Origin of the sequence: Chryseobacterium herbae (assembly GCF_025154075.1) — a bacterium.
Lineage (GTDB): Bacteria > Bacteroidota > Bacteroidia > Flavobacteriales > Weeksellaceae > Chryseobacterium > Chryseobacterium herbae.
The window spans coordinates 354,904-374,808 of record NZ_JAOAMU010000006.1 but is presented as its reverse complement, the minus strand read 5'-3'; the positions used below and the strand labels follow the sequence as shown (position 1 = coordinate 374,808).

The following is a 19,905-nucleotide window of genomic DNA, read 5'->3' as shown; positions in this document are numbered from 1 at the left end:
GATTTGCATCCTTGTCTATTGATCCTTACATTCTTAATAGACGATATAAAAAAACGGAGCCTGAAAACAGACTCCGCATACATTGTTTTTACGCTAAAAATTATTTACCTAGGTAAGATTTTAGGATCTTGCTTCTGGTATTATGTTTTAGTCTCTTAATTGCTTTTTCTTTAATCTGACGTACTCTCTCTCTTGTAAGATCGAAAGTTTCACCGATTTCTTCTAAAGTCATAGGATGTTTTCCGTTCAGTCCGAAGTATAATCTTACCAGATCAGCCTCTCTTGGAGTCAAAGTGTTCAATGCTCTCTCGATTTCAATCTGAAGAGATTCAAGCATCAAATCTTTGTCCGGGCTTGGAGATTCTCCTGAACGCAATACATCATAAAGATTAGAATCTTCACCTTCTACTAAAGGTGCATCCATAGACAGGTGTCTTCCGGAGTTTTTCATAGATTCTTTAATATCTTCCTCGCTCATGTCAAGAACTTCAGCCAATTCTTCCGGAGAAGGTGGTCTTTCATTTTCCTGTTCAAGGTGAGCGTATGCCTTATTAATTTTGTTGATGGAGCCGATTTTATTCAACGGAAGCCTTACAATTCTTGACTGCTCAGCTAATGCCTGTAAAATTGACTGACGAATCCACCATACCGCATAAGAGATAAATTTGAAACCTCTAGTTTCATCGTACCTTTTTGCTGCTTTCATCAATCCTAAGTTACCTTCATTAATCAAATCGGGTAAAGAAAGACCTTGATTTTGGTATTGCTTAGATACGGAAACTACGAAACGAAGGTTGGCCTTGATTAATTTCTCCAGTGCTGCTCTGTCGCCCGCACGTATTCTTTGTGCCAATTCTACTTCTTCGTCCGCAGTGATCAGTTCCACTTTACCAATTTCCTGCAAATACTTGTCTAATGAAGCAGTTTCCCTGTTGGTAACCTGCTTAGTGATTTTTAATTGTCTCATCTATTTTTATCCTCAAAAAAGAGTTACTATATATTATACGTATGAAGTGGTAAAAAGGTTACACCAGTTTTAATTATTTTTTAAATTTAGGGGTGGAAGGGTAGAATTAAGATGGGAGATGTCAGACATCAGATTTCAGACGGGGGTATGTAGGGATAAAGATGGGAAGGGAGTTTTTTTTAATCTTTATCTTAGCCTTAGCCTAAATCTCAGACTTAATAAAAAAAGCGAAACCGAAGTTCCGCTTATATTGTGAAGAATAAATAATTAAAAATTAAAAATTCTTTTTTATGGTTAGTACGATTAATAGTAATCAGCAACTAACAACCCTTAAAATAATTCGTTCAATACTTTTGCCAGTCTGAGACCTCCGTAAAGAAGCTGTCTTTCAAGCGTATCATTGAATTTGTACTGATAATCGTACGATAATTTTGAATCATTTGGAGTCTGTGCATAAATCTTGTTGGCGATTTTATGAGAATCATATAACCAGTCTTCCAGCGTTCCAGTCTGGATTTGTGCTACTTCTTCCTTAGATTTGATATCTAAAAGGTTAGCATATTCCGTGTAGCTGTATTTCTGTGAATCTACCAGCTTTCCGTCCCATACAGAATGAAGATTGGTTTTATCTCCGAAATAGGTGACATTGATTTTGTTTCCTCCAAGATCTTCCGCTCTACCTACGTGAAGAGGCTGTGCAAGGTCTCCCATAATATGAATAAGGAAGATTAGAGCAATTTTTCTGTCTTTTGCAGAGGTTTTTTCGTCTTTGATCTGGCTGGACAAAGTGTTCACCTGCGTGTAAAGACTTGGACCTGCCTGCATTTTAAGGTTCTGGTCAAACGTTTTAAAATCAGCCATTGGATCAACGTTTACATAATGCCATGATGAAGCCTGCTTCCATGCTCCGGTGGTGTCAGACTTGATAAAATCCGGCCAGTTGGCCCAGTACGCAAGGCGTTCTTTACCCATTATTTTTTTGATCTCTCTTCTTGCTTTGCCCGACAGATGGTTTTCTGCGATCTCTGCGATCACACGGTGCCCCGTTAATCCCCATGCATACGAATAAAGTGAAGATGAAATGAATGCTAAAATCAGAATTTTAGAATAAATACTTTTCATTATAAATAACATTTTACAAGCTGCAAAGATACGTCCCGGTTTCGGAACCTGAATCAATTATGATCAATTTCTTGCCTGTGAGATGTTAATAAAAATTAATCTAAATAAAAAAAGTATGGTATAAAATTCTCTAAATACTGAAAATCAAGCCTGTTTTATACTATAAATACCTATACGTCAATTATAACCTTTATTTTTTTAATATTGGCCCTTAAACCCTGTAAAGCGCAGTATTACCGTATTTTTACGGAATTTGTCATAGATAATTCCTTTTAATGCAGATAAATTAGTATTTTTAAAATAAAATTATTAGCAAATTATTTTTTCAAACTTATGAGATATATTATCTTTACAAGTCATAATCACAGGAAACACTATGTATGAGAATAATATTGTAGACATGTATTACAATAAACTGCAGACCGACTTCAAAGCTGAAGCTGTAGCGGTGAATCTTTTGAAATATCAGCGGGCGGTAAGTAATATATTTATAGAGCGGATCGGGATCAACGACCGTGCGTATCTCAAAGATATCAAAAGTATTTCGAGCAGTTATTTGGGATTTGATGAAGAAGTCTTCACCATTGAAACGTATAGAGAAGGCATTTATGACTATCTCCCGGAAGGGCTTTTCCATCCGCCGTCTTTGGGAGCTTCCCGAAAAAATGTAGATACCGTAGTCCGCGAGATCCGGAAGCAGAAGAGAGTAGAAGAGGATGCCCGGAAATTTTTCCGGCCTTTTGAGCTTGAGATTTTTTTTACAGAGATCAGTTCCCTGCTTAAGGAATCGGAGTTTGATATTTCAAGCAGCACAGACACGCTTTTGGATACGGTGAGTGAACTTTGGCCGCTTATTAAAATGCTTGATGAGCAGAGCGCCTATATTTTCATCTATATATTGCCGTTTTTTCACCAGATCAGAGGCGACAAGAGGTGGTTTGAAAGATGCATGACTGCTTTTCTGCAGGTACCGGTAGAAGTTACTTTTACACCTAATATTATTGATAAGATAGAAAGGAATGACGATTCTATGTTATTGGGGAATTCAAAGTTGGGAGTTACCTATATTCCAAGCGGAAGACATATGGACGGACAGCGGAACTGGGTGGTAAATATTGGCCCGATTCCTTATGAGGATATGAAAAAGTATATTCCCGGAAGCCCGTTCAGAAATGTACTGCAGGCTTTATATGATTATTTTCTTCCCGTAACGGTAGATGTGGAGGAGAATTTTATCACAGAGAAACTGGAATATTCATTCAGTCTGGAAGATGATGAAAGAAATGCCAGCCGTCTCGGATACTCTACATTCCTCTAAAATAATTTATTATATTTACAACGACCTACCAAGTATAAATTTGAAAAAAAACTAATGGAAATTTCTTCAGTAAAAGGTATTTTTTTAAGGTATATTTTAATGCCTTTAATCGCAGTAATCATGATGTTTATTCTGGGGATAATCAGAAGAAACAAGCCTGCTATCAAAATTAAGGTAATTATTATATACGTCCTCCTTTGCAGCTTATGCCTTGCATTGCCGGGGATTTTCGGTTTTGCAGGAAGTCTTTTTAATCCGTACTGGTACCTTATTGCCCAGATTTTCTATCTTATTTTTGGGATCATTCATGTCAATTTACTGCACAGATATTTCAGAAAGCATATTGATTCCGTAGGGATGAGTATCCTGTTTGAGTCGATACTTTCATTGACGTGTATTGCTTTCGGAGGGTTTTTATTTACATTAATATTCAATTGGATCAGCAAAGGAACGGGATATGCCGTAATGGCTGCCACAAGTATGGTCATCTTTGTCGTTCCGATGGTATTTTATTACTGCTATGTTCAGTTTATCAGCATTCCTTTTGATATTTATAAAACGTGGAGATATTCTCCGGATCAGAAACTTCCGGATTTTGAAGGGGCTGATTTTGACCGATTAATGGTACTGAATGTTGAATTGAGCAAAAACCTTGAAGATACCAACCGATTCAGGATCAAAGCTAAAACGCTGCCGACCGGAGTAACTTTCGGAGACTGGTTTTATAGAGTAGTGGACGATTATAACCATAAGAATCCCAACTCTATCATTAACCTTTCGGATATAGAAAAAGAACCTTATTACTGGATTTTTTACACCAAAAAATCGTTTTTCAGTTTTAGAAAATATATTGATTTCGACCAGGATATCTCTACGAACGGCATTTCAGAAAATGAAGTGGTAATCTGCAAAAGAGTGATCCAGCATGAGGAAGAAGGAGTATTGAAAAAATCATAATCACAGAAAATTTAAAAAGTATTACATATGATACAGCCTATTAAACATTTTGCGATCAATTGGGTAGATGGGATGAAAGTTTCCCAGAGACACCTTAATGATCAGGATAATTTTTTAATTGATACGATCAGAGATTCCAGTTCGCTTGGGATCAACATATATAATTACGGACTTCTGCCTATTTCAAACGAATTTACAGACAAAACCATCTTTGACGTCCATAATACCGCTACCAATGATGTACAGCTTGTGATCAAAAGATGCAGCGCTATTACCATGGCCGGTTATCGTATTGATTTAACGGATAGGAGAGTCAGTGTAAAATCTCTGGCCAGATCTATGAGTGAAGAGCAGGCAGATGGGGATTATTACATCCTGATCTCTGTGAATCCTTTTGATAAAGTGCCTTTCGGAGATATTGACCCGGAGGAAATTCCGCCCCGTCATCCAAGCGCACAGCCGAATCACCACATCGAGTTGCTTCCTGTCACTTCCCTGAACAGCAGCTATTCCGGAGGCAATTATCTGATCATCGGAAAAGTAGACCTGAAAGCCAATATCGCACAGGTAGATTCTAATTTTATTCCGCCGTGTACTTCTATTCAAAGTCATCCTGTTTTGCTGGATTATTATGGTAGCTATGCAAAATCCATAGGAAACCTGCAGCAGTACGCGTTTAAGATCATTCAAAAAGCTTCTCATAAAAACCAGAATACGGCTTTGGCACAGAATGTAAAGTTCCTGTGTACCACCATGGTAAATACTTTTGGAGATATGTATTTCCAGTTCAGAAATATTATTCCTTGGCAACCGCCTGTATTTTTGATAGAGAATTTTGCAAAATTAGCCCTTCATCTGTATAATTCTACCCAGCTTCTGGTACCTGCGGAACTGGAAGAAATGCTGAACTACAGCTTAGAATGGAGTGAAATTGCACCTCATACTTTATTGAATCAGCTTTCTATCGTAGCAGAAACCAATTATGATCACCACAATTGTGGAGAACCGTTATTGTACATCCAGCAAATGCTTCGCAGCTTAGAAATTATTTTCTCTAAACTGAGCGAGCTTGATTACATCGGTCAGAGAAAAGAAAACATCATTGTTAACGAACAGGAAGTTTCTTCAAACACCAATCCGAAGAGAGGTTGGAGCGTTTTAGATTAATGGAAACATTTAAAAATATAAATCCCGGAGATCAATTTTCGGGATTTTTTATGCGTAAAAACTAAATTAAAGCGGGAAATTATCAATCAATTTGAAAAATAAATAGAACATGGACCTACATACTATCAGACAGGATACCGTCGGCTGTGCAGATAAAATATTTTTAAACAGTGCCGGAGGGTCTTTGATGCCGGAAATTGTGGTTAAGACAATGATCGATCACATTTATCTAGAACAAGAATACGGAGCGTATGAAGCAGCTGACAGGAATGCAAAAAAGATCAATAAGTTTTATAAAGAAGCAGCTAAATTAATTAATGCTAAGCCGGAAAACATGGCTTTTACAGTAAGCTCTACCGATGCCTATGCTAAAGCTTTGTCCAGTATTCAATTTGTAAATGAAGATGTTATTATTACAACGAATGATGACTATATTTCCAATCAAATTGCTTTTTTTTCGCTGCAGAAAAAGCTGGGTATTAAGATTGTAAGAGTTAAAAATCATCCTGATCATGAACTGGATTTAGAAGATTTGGAAGATCTGGTTAAAAAGCATCATCCAAAACTTGTTGCAGTCACCCATATTCCAACAAATTCCGGGCTTATCCAGAATGTGGAAGGCGCCGGAGAAATCTGCCGCCGCTATGATGTGTTGTATCTTGTTGATGCCTGTCAGTCGGTAGGACAATTGGCGGTAGATGTTGATAAAATAGGCTGCGATTTTCTCACGGCTACAGGACGTAAATTTATGCGAGGACCCAGAGGAACCGGATTTCTATACGTTTCGGATAAGGTCTTAGAAAGAGAGCTTGCTCCGGTTTTTTTGGATATGAATGGCGCAGAATGGACAGAATTCGATGATTATAAACTCCTGAAAACCGCAAAAAGATTTGAGCATTGGGAAACTTCTATCAGTTCGATTTTAGGATTTACAGAAGCTGCAAAATACGCGAATAGAATTGGCCTTCAGAATATTGAAATTTATAATAGAAAATTAGCAGAAAAGCTAAGGATCGGCCTGCAGAACAATGGTTTAAGGACATTAGACGAAGGAAGGAATTTAGGAAGTAACGTTACTTTCTGTGCCTCTGACGGAAGCATCGACAGGATTTATAAAGTACTGAAAGAGAATAATGTCTATTTTTCCGTAAGCAATAAAAGCAATGCTCTGATTGATTTTACGTTAAAAAATATCAATAGCGCTATTCGTCTGTCGCCGCATTATTTTAATACTTCTGAGGAAATTGAGGAAGTTATTAAAATGCTTGAACTTTAGGATCTGGTGGCTTCGGGAGCCTCTGCCACCCAGTAATTGTTGAGATAGTAGAAATAGAATAATCGTTCATTTCATAGCTTAACCGGAGCATTGGTGGCAGAGGCTCCCGAAGCCACCAATGAACCTTATTTCTTCACTAATATCTTCTCCGTAGCTTTCCTGCTCAGAATTTCCTTATTATCCCCAATTTCTATGGTCATTGATTTATCAAAGTCTTCAATTTTAATAACCTTGATCTTCGTATTCAGGAGGAGTTTTCTTTCAGTTAAATAGCTCAGAAACCCGTCGTCGGAGAGTGTAACGGAAGCGAAAACTACAGTTTCTCCGGGTTTGCATGCGCTCAGTTTAAGAAGATCCTGCGAAATAATATTTCCGTCTTTGTCGGGAATAGGTTCTCCGTGCGGATCAAATTTAGGATAATCCAGGATTTCGTCCATTTTGTCAAAAAAGATCTGTGAATGGACGTGTTCCAGCTGTTCTGCAATCTCGTGGACATTTTCCCAGCCGAAATTCATTTTTTTCACTAGAAACATTTCGGTTAGCCTGTGTTTACGGACGACCAGTGCGGCTTCACGCTTTCCGCTTTCTGTAACTACCAGCGGCTTGTATGTTTCATAAATGACCCATTTTTTGTCGGCAAACTTCTTCATCATGTTATTCACACTCGGCATTTTTACGTTTAAAAATTTGCTGAGCTCATTGATCGTTACTTTCCCTTCATTGTCAACTAAATGAAACAAAGCCTTCAGATAATTTTCTTCTGTTAATGTTGTTCTCAAAATGTTAGATGATTTTCACTACAAATCTAACAAAATATTATGTAAAATCTGCTCTTGTTATTTTAACTTTTTTTAATTTTACTCTATGAAATTTTCTTTTAAAAACGACTATTCTGAGGGGTGTCACCCGAATATTCTACAAGCACTTGTACAAACTAATTTGAATCAGCAGGCCGGATATGGCGAAGATGAATATTCTGCTCAAGCCAAAAAACTGATTAAAGATAAAATTAAGAATCAGGATTCTGATGTTTATTTGGTTTCCGGAGGGACACAGGCGAACCTGATTGTGATTTCATCCATTCTGAGACCTTATCAATGTGTGATCTCCGCCGCGCCGGGCCATATTTTAAATAATGAAACCGGAGCTATTGAAGCAACAGGCCATAAAGTGTTAAGCATTGAAACTGAAGACGGTAAACTGAGACCTGCTGACATTATTCCGGTTCTGGAAAGTCACAGCAATGTTCCGCATCAGGTCATGCCGAAGTTGGTGTATATATCAAATTCTACGGAGTTGGGAACCATTTATTTAGCTCATGAACTGGAAGAGCTTTCAGTATTTTGCCGTCAGAATGGGCTTTATCTGTTTATGGATGGTGCCAGATTAGGACATGGACTTACCTCGGAAATCAGTGATCTGACCCTGGAAAGAGTAGCGGAACTGACGGATATATTTTATCTGGGCGGTACAAAAAACGGAGCAGTGATAGGAGAAGCTATCGTAATTAATAATAAAGATCTACAGCCGGATTTCGCCTTCAATATCAAGCAGAAAGGAGCTTTACTGGCTAAAGGACGTCTTTTGGGAATCCAGTTTATGGAGTTGATGAAAGACGATCTGTATTTTGATCTGGCGAAACATGCCAATATTCAGGCGATGAAGATCAAAAATGCAATGAAGGAAAGGGGCGTACAGTTTCTGTCTGATACCTACACCAACCAGATTTTCCCAATTATCAGCAATGAACTGATTGAAATTCTATCAGAACATTTTGAATTTTACGTCTGGAAAAAGATAGATGAACAATCTTCTGCGATCCGCCTTATTACCTCGTGGAATACGGGTGATGAAGCGGTAGAACGTTTTATAGAACTGATTCAAAAAGAACTTTAGTAAAAGATAATAAAAAGGTGGCTTCGAGTTTTTCTCAGCCACCTTTTTATCTTGCTTGACATTGATTATTGGTCTTCAGTCAGTATATTTTTAATTCCCGCAATGATCTCGCTTTCAAACTTTTTCACTTTCTGTTTTTTCATCATCATATAAATGCCGATCGGAAAACAGAAAATCAGGTAAAGGACCGCTGAGTCCAGGCAGGTTTCCGTGCTTACTTTTCCTATTTCAGGATTGGTAGTGATTTTCACGTTGCCGGTTAAGGTAAATCCGCTGGTTCTCACCTGAAGTGCTCCAAAACCGGTCTGAATTTTATATTGAGGAAAGGTTTTCTTTAAGCGCTCTATAAATTCACTTTTTGAAAATGGCTGAATTGAAAATGCTGCATAATACTACTTTATTGTTGTTTCTAATGAGCCACTTTTATAGCAAATACCATGCAGAATATTTCAAATAATGGAGAATAAATGATTTTTATATTATTTTAAAGCTTTCGTAACCACTTTGCAGTCTGCAGGCTCCAGTTTTTGTCCGTCTTTGTAGCTGATATTTTTTTCATCGGCATATTTAGACTGCCCGTCTTCTTCCTTGTGATCACCGATTCCTTCGGTTAAAGTATTGTCTTTCTGAATAAAGAAGATATCTCTCTTGCTTTTTGTCCCTTCAGCCTGAAATTCATACGTCAGTTTCAATGTGTCTCCGGATTTAAAGCCGGTTACATCTCCTTTTGAACTGTCTTTTTCATTGTTTTTGTAGGCTAGTTTGCCGGTAATGGTTCCCAGATTATCATCGATGGATGCAAAGACACTGTCTTTTCCTGTAACGGCCATATAACAGAATGATTTCGGTCCCAGTGTATCTACGACAGGTTCAATCACCGCGGCTGTGTCCGTTTTAGCTGCCGGAGCCGGAGTTTCCGTTTTTTTATTACAGTTAATAAGTAAAACCAATACTGAAGCCAGTAAGATTAATTTTTTCATACCCAATGTTGTTATATTAAATTCAAATTTCAATCTACTAAATTAGTAATAGTATTTAAATATGAAAGGAAATTAGATACAAATAGAAATGATTCGTCATAAAAATAATCTGTAATTTCTTCAAAATAAAAAGGAATGATCATTTTAATTAAAAGCTTTCTTTAAGTCTAAAACCAATTTGGGCACGAAAAATGATGATTATTAATCTTTTAATTTCATAGTTATGACACGATTATTTAAGATGGCCGTTTTGGGCTTTTTGACTTTTGCTTTACAGCTTTTCACAGCGCAAACTCCTCAGAATTATATTTACACTTCATCGGGAGACCTGAAAAACATTGAAAAAATGATTACCAGGAAAGATATAGGCGGAGTACAGATCGTGTATAACTGGAGAGCATTAGAAACCGCGAAAGATGTATATGATTTTTCACGAATTGAAAATGATCTGAACTATTTATCAGGTCTGAACAGAAAATTATTCATCCAGCTTCAGGACCGTTTCTTTGAGCCGGAAGCCAGATATGTCCCGGATTATATTTTAAACGAAAAAGAATATAACGGAGGTTTGGTTCCTCAATATGATAATCCAGGTGAAAATAAGCCTGTAGGAAATGGATGGGTAACGCAACAATGGAATCCTGCGGTTCAAGAGAGATATCAGAAATTGATAGGAGCACTGGCGAAAAATTTTGACGGAAAAATACAGGGAATCAATTTGCCTGAAACCTCCATAGATATTGATATGAAAAGGGATAAAACAGGCTTCAGCTGTGATAGATATTTTCAGGCTGAACTGGATAATTTACAGTACGCCAGAAACGCTTTTAAAACTTCTTATGTTTTGCAATATGTGAATTTTTTTCCGTGTGAATGGGAGAACGATCATAAATATATGTCGAGGTTATTTGAATTTGCCCATAAAAATAACATCGCGTTGGGCGGACCGGACATTGTTCCCAACAAAAATGCTCAGATGAAAAATTCTTATCCGTTTTTCAATCAATATAAAGGAAAACTGCCTTTAGTAGCTATGGCGGTGCAGGAACCGACTCTAACATATAAAAACCCAAAAACGAAGAAACCTTTTACCAAGGAAGAATTTGTGGACTATGCTGAACATTATTTGGGTGTGAATATTATTTTTTGGAGTGTGGAATCGCCCTGGCTCAAAAACGATTAGTTGGATTGGCCTCTCACAGATCGTATGGATATAAATATGTTTTTAAGCTCCCACAGATTAAACAGATTAAACAGATGTTTGTGCTTAATAAACTTAATAGCACTAAAAGAATCTGCATAATCAGCTTGATCTGCGAGAGAAAAAATTTAAACCATTAAGATTCTGTGTTAAGTTTTTAAGAATATTAAGTTTTAGCTTCGCTTTAAGATGTACAGCTTAAAAAATCATTTGATTTTTTCTTAACTAACCTTACAACTTTCATTGATCTTAATGTTAAAAGAAAGCGTGAAATAAAAATCTGCATAATCAGCTTGATCTGCGGGAGGAAAAATTTAAACCATTAAGATTCTGTGTTAAGTTTTTAAGAATATTAAGTTTTAGCTTCGCTTTAAGATGTACAACTTAAAAAATCATTTGATTTTTTCTTAACTCACCTTACATCCTTCATTGATCTTAATGTTTAAAAGAAAGCGTGAAATGAGAATCTATATAATCAGCGAGATTTGCGAGATCTTAAAATCAATATTTTAAAATGAAAGTTTTGAGGAATACGTTGAACTCGAAACCGATACCTCGCAACCCAAAAACTAAACTTTCAACATCCCTCTAAATCCCCTCGCCGCATAATAAGAATCTGCACCATTGTGATACATGAAAACCGTATTATACCTGCGGTCACAGAAGATAGCGCCTCCAAGTTCTCTGATGTTTGCAGGCGTTTTCACCCAGCTGGATGTTTTTAAATCAAATTTTCCCAGTTCTTGAAGTTGGCGGTATTGTTCTTCTGTCAGAAGTTCAATTCCCATTTCTGTGGCTTTATCAATGACATTGCTTTCGGGTTTGTTGGCTTTACGGGCTTCCCAGGATTGATAATCGTAGCAGAGGCTTCTGCGTTTCGGGCTTTCCGGGGAACAGTCGAAGAAGATGTATTCGTCTGTTTTTTTGTCGTAATCTACCACGTCAGGTTCGCCTTCTGTTTCTTCCATTTCGTTCAATGACCAGAGCTTTTCAGGAGCAGCTTCCAGCTTTGACTGTATCTTTTCCCAGTTCAGGCCTTTATGACGGTTCATATTTTTATCAAAACGGGTCTTTAAAACTTTTAAAAGTTCTCCGCTCTGTTCGGTTGTTAGTTTCTTTTTGCTCATATTAATTTGTTTAAGTGGTTGTTATTTAATTTTTTATACGGTCTTAATTAGATGCAGATGTTTTTCGGTCTGCCGGTCTGAAATACCACGAAATACCGACTAAAATCAGCAACAGTAGGGCCGGAAAAGTTCGTCCCAAAGTATCACCCACAATGATGTGAGAGACAAAGGCGCCCGACATGACGAAGAAAAATCCCGCGTATGCCCATTCTTTCAATAACGGACGTTTCGGGATCAATACTGCGATTACGCCCAGAATTTTCCAAACTCCGATGATCGTCATCAGGTAGGCTGGGTAGCCAAGAGTGGTGAAATTGGCGAGCTCATCTTTGTTTTTCATGAGCTGGACAATGGCAGTAGATACCATTCCCAATGCCATCCAGATTGTGAAAATCCAGTAAATGATTCTGTTTCTTTTTTGTGATTTGTTCTGTGTTTCCATAATAGTTTTTATTAAGTTAATCTTTCAGACCTTTTCCGGTAAGGATTTGAGGAATATATTTTTGAATTCTTTCTTCTCTTGTTTTGGATTGTTTTGCCGACGAAAAATGCAGCAAGTACGCTCTCTGTCTCCCGGGAGTAAGGGCTTCGAAAGCTTCTTTTAATTCAGAATTTTCATCCAGTTTACTTTGGAATTCTTCAGTCATTTCAAATTCCTTAGTCTTCTTCATCGGAACTTTTATCCCTGATTTTTCAGCTTCTACAGCTTCGTAAACGTAAGTTGGGATCACCTTTTCAAGATCAGTGATTTCTTTAAGTGTTGTAAAACGGATCTGCCGTGCTGCCTGAACATTTTCGGACTGTTGGATCAAAACATGATGGGTGTCATTGAGTAAAGCACCTTTAAAAAAGAGTAGGGCGCAGTATTCTTTAAATCCATGGATCAGAACGACATTTCTGCCGTGATAGGTATAGCATGGATTGCCCCATTTTAGTTCTTCTTCCAGCCCTGTTTCGAGAAGGATAGCTCTTAGCTTTTCAAATTCTTTCTGCCATTGATCGGCTTTATCGAAGAAAAAATCAACTTTTGGATTCATGGTGGTGTTGGGTTTGAGGGTTTGTGTGTTTGAGAGTATTAGAGTGGGAGGGTTTGAGGGGTTTTGAGTTTGAATATATTAGATTTTGGGGGATGATTTAAAACTGCGACCTTCTAACATCTAACATCTAACATCTAATTTCTATTTTCTAAAAATTTCTTCCAATCTGTTATGCGCCATATTAAGCCCTTGTGCAAAAGGCAATTTCAACATTTGGTCTCTGAAATCAACAGATTTGTAGATGGTTTGGATGGTAAGTTTACTGGTATGATCAGTCAGTTTTTCAAATTCCAAAAAATCAAGCTGAATAGGGAAAGGTGTATTTTCCATCTGGAAAGTTCTTGTGATTTTCTGCTCCGGAACAAATTCGTGGATGGTTCCATTGGCACGGAAAACGACATCACCCTGAGGATTGGATGTTTCAAACTGATAGCCGCCATGTGGTTTGTTTTCAAGCTTCAGAACTTTGGTGTTCATCCATTGTTCAACAATTTCAGCTTCGGTGTAGGCTTTGAAAAGCAATTCTACCGGAAGATCAAATTCCCTTGTGATAAATATTTCCTGTTTGCCGTCTTCGGCGTGGATTTTTGTTTTGAGTTCCATATTTTGAGTTTGAGGGTTTGAGGGTTTGAGAGTATTAGAGTGGGAGAGTTTCGGGGATAGCGTGTATAATATTACTCATTGCCCATTACTCATTACTTATCTTTTTCTGATAGGCTTTCATTACATTTTCCAGCTTGTTGAACCTGTCGTCCCACATTTGGCGGAAGGGTTCTATAAAATCGGCTATTTCTTTCATTTTATTGGGATTTAGGTGATAGATAATTTCACGGCCGTTCTGTTCAGATCTTAGGAGCTCACATTCTGTAAGGATCTGAAGGTGTTTGGAAACGGTAGGTCTGGCGGTATCGAAGTTGGAAGCGATGGCTCCGGCCGTCATGGATTGTGCGGCCACCAGCATCAGGATAGATCTTCTGGTAGGGTCTGCTATAGCCTGGAATACATCTCTTCTTAAATTCATTGTGTAGTTATTTGACTACAAATTTAAATGAAGTTATTTGACTACGCAAGTTTTTTTTGATAAATTGTTGATTTTAAATAGAAAAGCTCCTGAATAGTTGATTCGAGAGCTTATTGATGAAACCTATATCTTTATCTCTCGCAGATTAAACAGATTGAACAGATGTTTGCTTATACTTTTAATAATTTGATGTATTTCAATTAAAATATAATCTGTGTAATTTGTGTGATCTGCGGGAAACTATAAATATACGTCCTGATGAAGCGAAAGTTTAGCTGGCCGCCTTCGGCGGCCGAGCCTTCTCTTTAAATTTAAATATCTTTTCTTTCGTTAAGAATGCTCTGTTAAAATTCAGTGTTGTTATTTTATCTTTTTCATTGCAAATATTTCATTCTTTTTTTTGCCTTTGAGGGTGCCTGAGATTTCGGCAATTAGAGAATTCTTACTAATTTTTTTATAGGTAATGATTTGTGGGAAATCATTCTGTAGGTTTTCAAAGATAAGAGAGGTAGGATTTGAATCGGATGTTGAGACAAAATCAACGGGAACTTCATCATGCTGACCCTTTACGGATACCATATAATGTAGCTTTTTATCCTTTTCTACCAGCCTTACAAATTCAAACATAATGGTGTCTTTTTTATTCAGGAAGTAGCTTTTTCCCTGGAATTCGGTGTCGCTTTTTCTAGTCCAGGTTTCATAGAGGCTTCCTTTGGGCGTTTTGGTTTCCCAGGTACCGATGAGCCATTCCAGTTTTTGAAGTTCATTTGGTTGGATGGTCCAGGCAGAGAGAATAGCCAGTACGATGGCGGAGAGAATCAGTTTTGTTTTCATTGTCTTATATTTTGTTATGAAGACAAAGTTCAACATATGATTAAGGTTAAAATTGTAAAAATGCGACAAGGTTAATCTGTTCCGAAAAAAAGGAAAGACATTTTCAGATTTTCGCCATAAAATTCTTTCGGAGTCAATCCGGTAAATTCTTTGAAATCTTTTATAAAATGGGCCTGGTCATAGTATTCGGATTCATGTGCTAAGGCGGTAAGGGTTGTAAATTCCTTATTAAGCAAGAGTTTTAGTGTGGTTTGCAGTCTTATTGTTTTTGAAAGTTGCTTAGGACTTAAACCTATGGCAGAGGAAAACTTTCGTTCCAGCTGCCGACGGTTGATGTTGGTCTGCTTAGAAAGTTCACCGATTGAAATCTGACCATTAGCGGTAATAATGGTATCTATCGTAGATCGTACAATTTTGTCAATGGCATTGGCATCCAGTTTTCTGAGTAAAAATTCTTCAACAATCTGTATTTTTTCTTCAGTTGTTTTGGATGTCAGCATATTTTTCTCCAGCTCACTTCCATTTTCTCCGAAGAGTTGATCGAGCGGAACCGCTTTATCATCCATTTCTTTAATCGGAATCGTAGCAAATGGAATAAATCCTTCATACTGAAAACGGACAGAGAACATTCCTGTAGTCCCTGTGGATTCTATAACCAATGGTTTAGTCAGCTGGCCAAAAACACAGCTTCTGGGCTGAACTACCGCCTGGCCATCATCCATATACTGTTTGTAAAGATCGCCATAATGAAAGATCATTTCCATACAACCGTCTGGAACAATGGTTTGCTGTTGAGGAACTTCTTCCTCAGGGCCTTCCAAAGTCCAATAGCACTTGATAAGAGCGGAGAGTTCAGGACGTGGTTGGAAGGTTTGATAGTTCATTGTTAAATCATTTATTTTTCATCAATTAGCTTTAAAACTACTAAATAAAATTGGAGGTAAGGATATTTTATAACAGATCTCCAAATTGTGATTTACATTATTAAACAAAACGCAGAGAATATAAAATCTCTGCGCTTTGTTTGAATGAATGAATTATACTTTTTTCCGAATTGAAATCAGCGTCTGCAAAACAACCGATGTAATGATCAAGGAAATTCCTATATAGAATGCCGAACCAACTTCTTTGCTTTCCCCGAAAAATAGAAATGCCATAATGATCGCATAAACCGGTTCCAGATTGAACGTTAAATTCACGGTGAAGGCCGGAATTTTCTTTAAAACCTCTGCAAAGGTCACATATAATCCCACCGTGCAAAAAAGTGCTAAAACACCCAAATAAGCGGTGTTTTTTAAGTCAGGAACTATGCTATCTGCCGGGAAAATGAAGAGGTATATGGGCAAAATTGCTCCGAGGCCTAAAGTTCCGCCAATCATCTGATAAAAGTTGATGACTTTGGTGTCAAAATGCCTCACCAGCCGGTTATTATAAATGGTATAGAGCGCACCAAAAGCAGAAGAAATTACCCCTAAAATAATTCCAAGCTGATAAGAAGTATCAAAATGAAAGATCAGACTGATACCGAACAAAGTAAATATACTGAGAAGCAGCTCTGAGATTTTGAATTTCTCCTTATCAATTAAAGGTTTGAATACCGCGGTGAAAAAACTGGTCAGACAATAACAAACCACGCCGATTGAAATATTGGAGTATTTAATACTGGCATAGAAAAAAAGCCAGTGAAGCGTGATGAGCAGCCCAGCTTTCATTATACGGACTTTTTCCCGTGAAGAAATGCTATAGGGGATTCTCAGCAGTTTTAAAATAACAAATAAAATGATGGACGAAAAGAAAAGCCTGTACCAGACCAGTAATCCTTCATTAAGGGATATTAATTTTCCGAAAATGCCTGTAAAGCCGGCCAGTATCACGGCCAGATGCAATAATAAATATGATTTTTTCATTGAGAATGAACTGTAAAGATTTGTAATATTATTTTTTATCAGAATTTGAAGTACTGATATTTAAGCCGATAAAAATTTAACGGCATGAACAGACTTCAAATGAATTTGAAAATATTAAAATCCTGGAGGAGGCAAACAGCTCGCGTGGTTCATATTTATTGTATTGAGATCAAATATAGGTAAAAAGAGACTGAAACAAAATGATTAAGGCGTTAAAAATTATGTAATTTAGTAGAGAAAGGAATTTTACTTAGATGATATGGAATTACGAAGGGAAATTGAACCTGATTTTACTACTGCTGAAAAGCTTTACCCTGAGGTACTGCGGCTTATTTTAGAATATACAGATTACTGTGATGAGCATGGAGATGAAGATCATTCAGCCTATCAAAAACTTGAGAATACGCTGCATGAAATGACAGGGAAGGAGATGTCCGGATTTAATCTTTGGGAGTGGTGGGAAGAGGATGGAGCGGAGAATCTGGCCTTTGATATTGCTTTACCGGAACCTATTATCGTAGAAGACATCACAAAAACTGAACTTTCTGAGATCGTAAGGCGGTTGAAAACATTTGAAAACCCTTACACAGAGGGCTTTATAGCACAATTTTACAACTATGTATGCTTTGGAAATGGTTATTTTCATCAGTTTTTGAAGCTGAATTTCAAAAAGTATCATATAAAGCTGTTCCAGAGAAATAAGGATAAAAATGGGAATTATTTTGAGTACAGTCAGGAAGAAACAACGGAAAAGTTGCGGAATAACGGAAAATATTAATTTGATTTTAAACCTGTTATAATATCAATTTAACATAATGTATACGAAAATAGTAGAAAAACTAAATGCTTTAGGCGGAAATACAGATCATATCAGTGCAGACAAAACCTTTGCCGAAAACTGGCAAAGCATCCAATTCAGCGGTTATCTGTATGATAAAGAATGGGATGTGTACGGGATTGATGCATTTTACGAAAAGAATAAAGAGACGTACGTCGATCATAATGAAAAATTCTACGAAGATTTGATTGAGCATTATTTTTCAGAACATGAGCAAACGTATGGACAGGATTTTTATAAAGACTGGCTGTTTACGCCATTTAAAAAAGATTCAAAAGATGATGGTGAGCTTGACGGCTTTGTAGAAGAAGATGAGCTCAGGAAAACTGTACAGGGAACAGAAATGGATTTTATCTGTATTATTTATTCGTACGGATATCCTGATCATTATTTTGTATGCTTAACAGATCCGAATCCTATAAACCCAACGGTTTACAGTACAGATCATGAAGTTTATTTTCAGAAAATTGAGAATGAAGGAAGCCTGGAAGACTTTCTGGACAGGTATATGACAAAGGAAGCTTTTGTAGGCGTTGTCAAAGAGTATCTGGAAGAGAAATTCGGAAAGTAGTTGATATGGCTGTCTTTTTAAGGTAAGATTCTGTAGTTATATTTTGCCTATAATTTATATTATGTTAAATTTAATATTTTACCTGATTTATGATTATAAAATAAATAGCTTAAAAAGAAATTGAAAAAAAAGCTCTCAAAATGATATCTGCATGTGTAAACTAAATAAAATATTAGATAGGAATTCCCTACCTAATATTTATAATCTGCAAACATGTCTATCTTGTTGTTTGTTATATTTTTTTAACTATACTAACTTTAGATATGTTTTATCTATTTTTTGGAAGTATAGCCATGCGAATAGAATTTCCTGTAACGGAAGTTTCTACTTTAAAATGGTTTGATACTGGCTGAAAGTCATTCACCCGCCGAGTCTGAACGGTCATTTTGGAAGCCGTTTTGATGTTAGTTACCAAAGTGTGATTATTACCGACTCCTGCCCGGTATTTTATGATTGCTGGAGCCCCGATGGATTCTGGGAAGGTGACAATATTGTTTTGGCTTACAAGATGGGTTCCATCCAAATCTAGTGCTAGTACAGCACGTGAAGAAGAGCCTATACTTCCATAATACCAGAATCCCGTTTCCACATCGTAAATCAATTCCAAACTCGTACCCGGAAAAATATTATATTGTTCCTCTGCGTACATATTGACGCCAAAACTAACAGTTATAGGCATTGTTGTATTTGTCATATTGTAGATACTGAGCTTCCTTGGATATAGCTTTCGTATCAGTTTAATATCCTTTTCAGATATACCCTGAGGTCTTTGAATCAAACTACAGTTACTTTTGGACATATAAAGCGGTTTACTTTCCTGCTCTAGCCTGTCTTTTAACTCTATATTATTTCGAGGATAAGATCCATACATCATAATAGATGTAAAATCGAAGGGAAATGGATCTTCATAAGAAGGAACTTCGACAGATAATGCATTTATAAGTTGCGGAATATTATTTGGAAAATGCACACGGATATCATCGTAAGTACTTTTGGGAAATCGTATAAAATTGTTACGAATGCTTCGCTGGTGTTCATGTATCAAACCTAAAACATGTCCAAGTTCATGTTTGATACTTATCAGATCGCAGGTAGGGCTAAGTCTCATAGTCGTCGTGCCAGAATTATTCGTGATAGGAATACCCTGATCTGTCACACTACAGCCCTTATCAACACGCTTCATAATAAGACCAGAATAGCTTAGCATATCCTGATAAATAGCTTCACTGTATCCAATTTTGGGCAAGATACTGGACTTTGGATCGTCTACGTTAATGAATACTACAGCACCTGTTTTATTTTCCCAGTCTTCCATTGCAGTCCGAATCATTGTTCGTTCGGATGTGGTATAATCAGAGGGAAACCGATAGGGAATCAGCCCTCCTCCCCAAGGTATTATTGTAGAATTTTTCTGAGATGTAAAAAGCTCCTCCTGCCCAGAACAATCCAAAACCCCTTTCCGAAGATTTAATGCACTTGCTTTTACATTTTCCTCCTGTGAGGGAGAATATAGTTGCATACTTTCGTCTTGACAAGCCCCTAGCAGAAAAATGATACTGGAAATTGCAGCTAGCTTTTTTAATTGTTTTATCATAATTTTAGTTCAAAATGTTTTTTAATGTGGGTGTTGACCTTTTATCTGAATATTCGTAGTTACCAAATGAACATTTGTCCCATTTTTGGTTT

General features: G+C 37.0%; 22 protein-coding genes. 8 read left to right on the top strand and 14 right to left on the bottom strand.

Annotation, left to right across the window (positions count from 1 at the left end):
* Positions 1 to 100: 100 nt before the first annotated feature.
* Both N0B48_RS19110 and N0B48_RS19105 read right to left on the bottom strand, forming a co-directional pair.
* The gene (locus N0B48_RS19110) at positions 101 to 967 is read right to left on the bottom strand and encodes a sigma-70 family RNA polymerase sigma factor (protein ID WP_002979276.1); all 867 of its coding nucleotides are present in this window, start codon (positions 965 to 967) and stop codon (positions 101 to 103) included.
* Positions 968 to 1,297: 330 nt separating this feature from the next.
* Positions 1,298 to 2,089 (bottom strand): S1/P1 nuclease, encoded by a 792-nt coding sequence (locus N0B48_RS19105; RefSeq protein WP_223607788.1) that lies wholly within the window; start codon positions 2,087 to 2,089, stop codon positions 1,298 to 1,300.
* 400 nt (positions 2,090 to 2,489) lie between these two features.
* Between N0B48_RS19105 and N0B48_RS19100 the strand changes: the two genes are divergently transcribed.
* From N0B48_RS19100 to N0B48_RS19085, 4 genes are all read left to right on the top strand, one after another.
* A complete protein-coding gene (locus N0B48_RS19100) occupies positions 2,490 to 3,407 on the top strand; it encodes a type VI secretion system baseplate subunit TssG (protein WP_259840558.1) in 918 nt (305 codons plus the stop codon).
* A gap of 54 nt (positions 3,408 to 3,461) precedes the next feature.
* Positions 3,462 to 4,364 (top strand): TssN family type VI secretion system protein, encoded by a 903-nt coding sequence (locus N0B48_RS19095; protein ID WP_259840557.1) that lies wholly within the window; start codon positions 3,462 to 3,464, stop codon positions 4,362 to 4,364.
* Between the two features lie 27 nt (positions 4,365 to 4,391).
* The gene (locus N0B48_RS19090) at positions 4,392 to 5,531 is read left to right on the top strand and encodes a hypothetical protein (protein ID WP_259840556.1); all 1,140 of its coding nucleotides are present in this window, start codon (positions 4,392 to 4,394) and stop codon (positions 5,529 to 5,531) included.
* A gap of 109 nt (positions 5,532 to 5,640) precedes the next feature.
* Complete coding sequence (locus N0B48_RS19085; protein WP_259840555.1) at positions 5,641 to 6,807, top strand: aminotransferase class V-fold PLP-dependent enzyme; 1,167 nt, start codon at positions 5,641 to 5,643, stop codon at positions 6,805 to 6,807.
* Between the two features lie 125 nt (positions 6,808 to 6,932).
* Here the strand turns inward: N0B48_RS19085 and N0B48_RS19080 are convergent, their stop codons facing one another.
* Entirely contained in the window at positions 6,933 to 7,586 is a 654-nt protein-coding gene (locus tag N0B48_RS19080; RefSeq protein WP_259840554.1) for a metal-dependent transcriptional regulator, read from the bottom strand.
* An 85-nt stretch (positions 7,587 to 7,671) separates the two neighbouring features.
* On the opposite strand from N0B48_RS19080, the gene N0B48_RS19075 reads away from it, so the two are divergent.
* Positions 7,672 to 8,703 carry a threonine aldolase family protein gene (locus N0B48_RS19075; protein WP_259840553.1) on the top strand — a complete coding sequence of 344 codons (1,032 nt, stop codon included), beginning with the start codon at positions 7,672 to 7,674 and terminating at the stop codon, positions 8,701 to 8,703.
* A gap of 65 nt (positions 8,704 to 8,768) precedes the next feature.
* Here N0B48_RS19075 and N0B48_RS19070 read toward each other — a convergent pair whose 3' ends face one another.
* Positions 8,769 to 8,954, bottom strand: a complete 186-nt coding sequence (locus tag N0B48_RS19070; protein ID WP_259840552.1) for a hypothetical protein — start codon at positions 8,952 to 8,954, stop codon at positions 8,769 to 8,771.
* Between the two features lie 228 nt (positions 8,955 to 9,182).
* On the bottom strand, positions 9,183 to 9,683 hold the full coding sequence (locus N0B48_RS19065) for a hypothetical protein (protein WP_259840551.1): 501 nt from the start codon (positions 9,681 to 9,683) through the stop codon (positions 9,183 to 9,185).
* A 223-nt stretch (positions 9,684 to 9,906) separates the two neighbouring features.
* On the opposite strand from N0B48_RS19065, the gene N0B48_RS19060 reads away from it, so the two are divergent.
* Positions 9,907 to 10,866: a hypothetical protein gene (locus N0B48_RS19060; protein ID WP_259840550.1), complete on the top strand. Its 960-nt coding sequence runs from the start codon at positions 9,907 to 9,909 to the stop codon at positions 10,864 to 10,866.
* Positions 10,867 to 11,453: 587 nt separating this feature from the next.
* Here the strand turns inward: N0B48_RS19060 and N0B48_RS19055 are convergent.
* The 8 genes from N0B48_RS19055 to N0B48_RS19020 all read right to left on the bottom strand — a co-directional run bounded on the left by N0B48_RS19055 (position 11,454) and on the right by N0B48_RS19020 (position 16,810).
* Complete coding sequence (locus tag N0B48_RS19055) at positions 11,454 to 12,011, bottom strand: DUF4256 domain-containing protein (RefSeq protein ID WP_259840549.1); 558 nt, start codon at positions 12,009 to 12,011, stop codon at positions 11,454 to 11,456.
* A 43-nt stretch (positions 12,012 to 12,054) separates the two neighbouring features.
* Positions 12,055 to 12,453, bottom strand: a complete 399-nt coding sequence (locus N0B48_RS19050; protein ID WP_259840548.1) for a DoxX family protein — start codon at positions 12,451 to 12,453, stop codon at positions 12,055 to 12,057.
* Positions 12,454 to 12,469: 16 nt separating this feature from the next.
* Positions 12,470 to 13,048 carry a YdeI/OmpD-associated family protein gene (locus N0B48_RS19045; protein ID WP_259840547.1) on the bottom strand — a complete coding sequence of 193 codons (579 nt, stop codon included), beginning with the start codon at positions 13,046 to 13,048 and terminating at the stop codon, positions 12,470 to 12,472.
* Positions 13,049 to 13,189: 141 nt separating this feature from the next.
* A complete protein-coding gene (locus N0B48_RS19040; protein ID WP_259840546.1) occupies positions 13,190 to 13,651 on the bottom strand; it encodes an SRPBCC family protein in 462 nt (153 codons plus the stop codon).
* Positions 13,652 to 13,736: 85 nt separating this feature from the next.
* Entirely contained in the window at positions 13,737 to 14,069 is a 333-nt protein-coding gene (locus tag N0B48_RS19035; protein ID WP_259840545.1) for an ArsR/SmtB family transcription factor, read from the bottom strand.
* A gap of 360 nt (positions 14,070 to 14,429) precedes the next feature.
* Entirely contained in the window at positions 14,430 to 14,903 is a 474-nt protein-coding gene (locus N0B48_RS19030) for a DUF6265 family protein (RefSeq protein WP_259840544.1), read from the bottom strand.
* Positions 14,904 to 14,974: 71 nt separating this feature from the next.
* Positions 14,975 to 15,787, bottom strand: coding sequence for a DUF6597 domain-containing transcriptional factor (locus N0B48_RS19025; RefSeq protein WP_259840543.1), 813 nt, complete (start codon positions 15,785 to 15,787; stop codon positions 14,975 to 14,977).
* A 153-nt stretch (positions 15,788 to 15,940) separates the two neighbouring features.
* The gene (locus tag N0B48_RS19020) at positions 15,941 to 16,810 is read right to left on the bottom strand and encodes a DMT family transporter (RefSeq protein WP_259840542.1); all 870 of its coding nucleotides are present in this window, start codon (positions 16,808 to 16,810) and stop codon (positions 15,941 to 15,943) included.
* 259 nt (positions 16,811 to 17,069) lie between these two features.
* On the opposite strand from N0B48_RS19020, the gene N0B48_RS19015 reads away from it, so the two are divergent.
* Positions 17,070 to 17,588, top strand: coding sequence for a hypothetical protein (locus tag N0B48_RS19015; RefSeq protein WP_259840541.1), 519 nt, complete (start codon positions 17,070 to 17,072; stop codon positions 17,586 to 17,588).
* Positions 17,589 to 17,625: 37 nt separating this feature from the next.
* Complete coding sequence (locus N0B48_RS19010; protein WP_259840540.1) at positions 17,626 to 18,219, top strand: hypothetical protein; 594 nt, start codon at positions 17,626 to 17,628, stop codon at positions 18,217 to 18,219.
* 268 nt (positions 18,220 to 18,487) lie between these two features.
* Here the strand turns inward: N0B48_RS19010 and N0B48_RS19005 are convergent, their stop codons facing one another.
* Positions 18,488 to 19,813, bottom strand: a complete 1,326-nt coding sequence (locus N0B48_RS19005; protein ID WP_259840539.1) for a M12 family metallopeptidase — start codon at positions 19,811 to 19,813, stop codon at positions 18,488 to 18,490.
* Positions 19,814 to 19,905 lie beyond the last annotated feature (92 nt).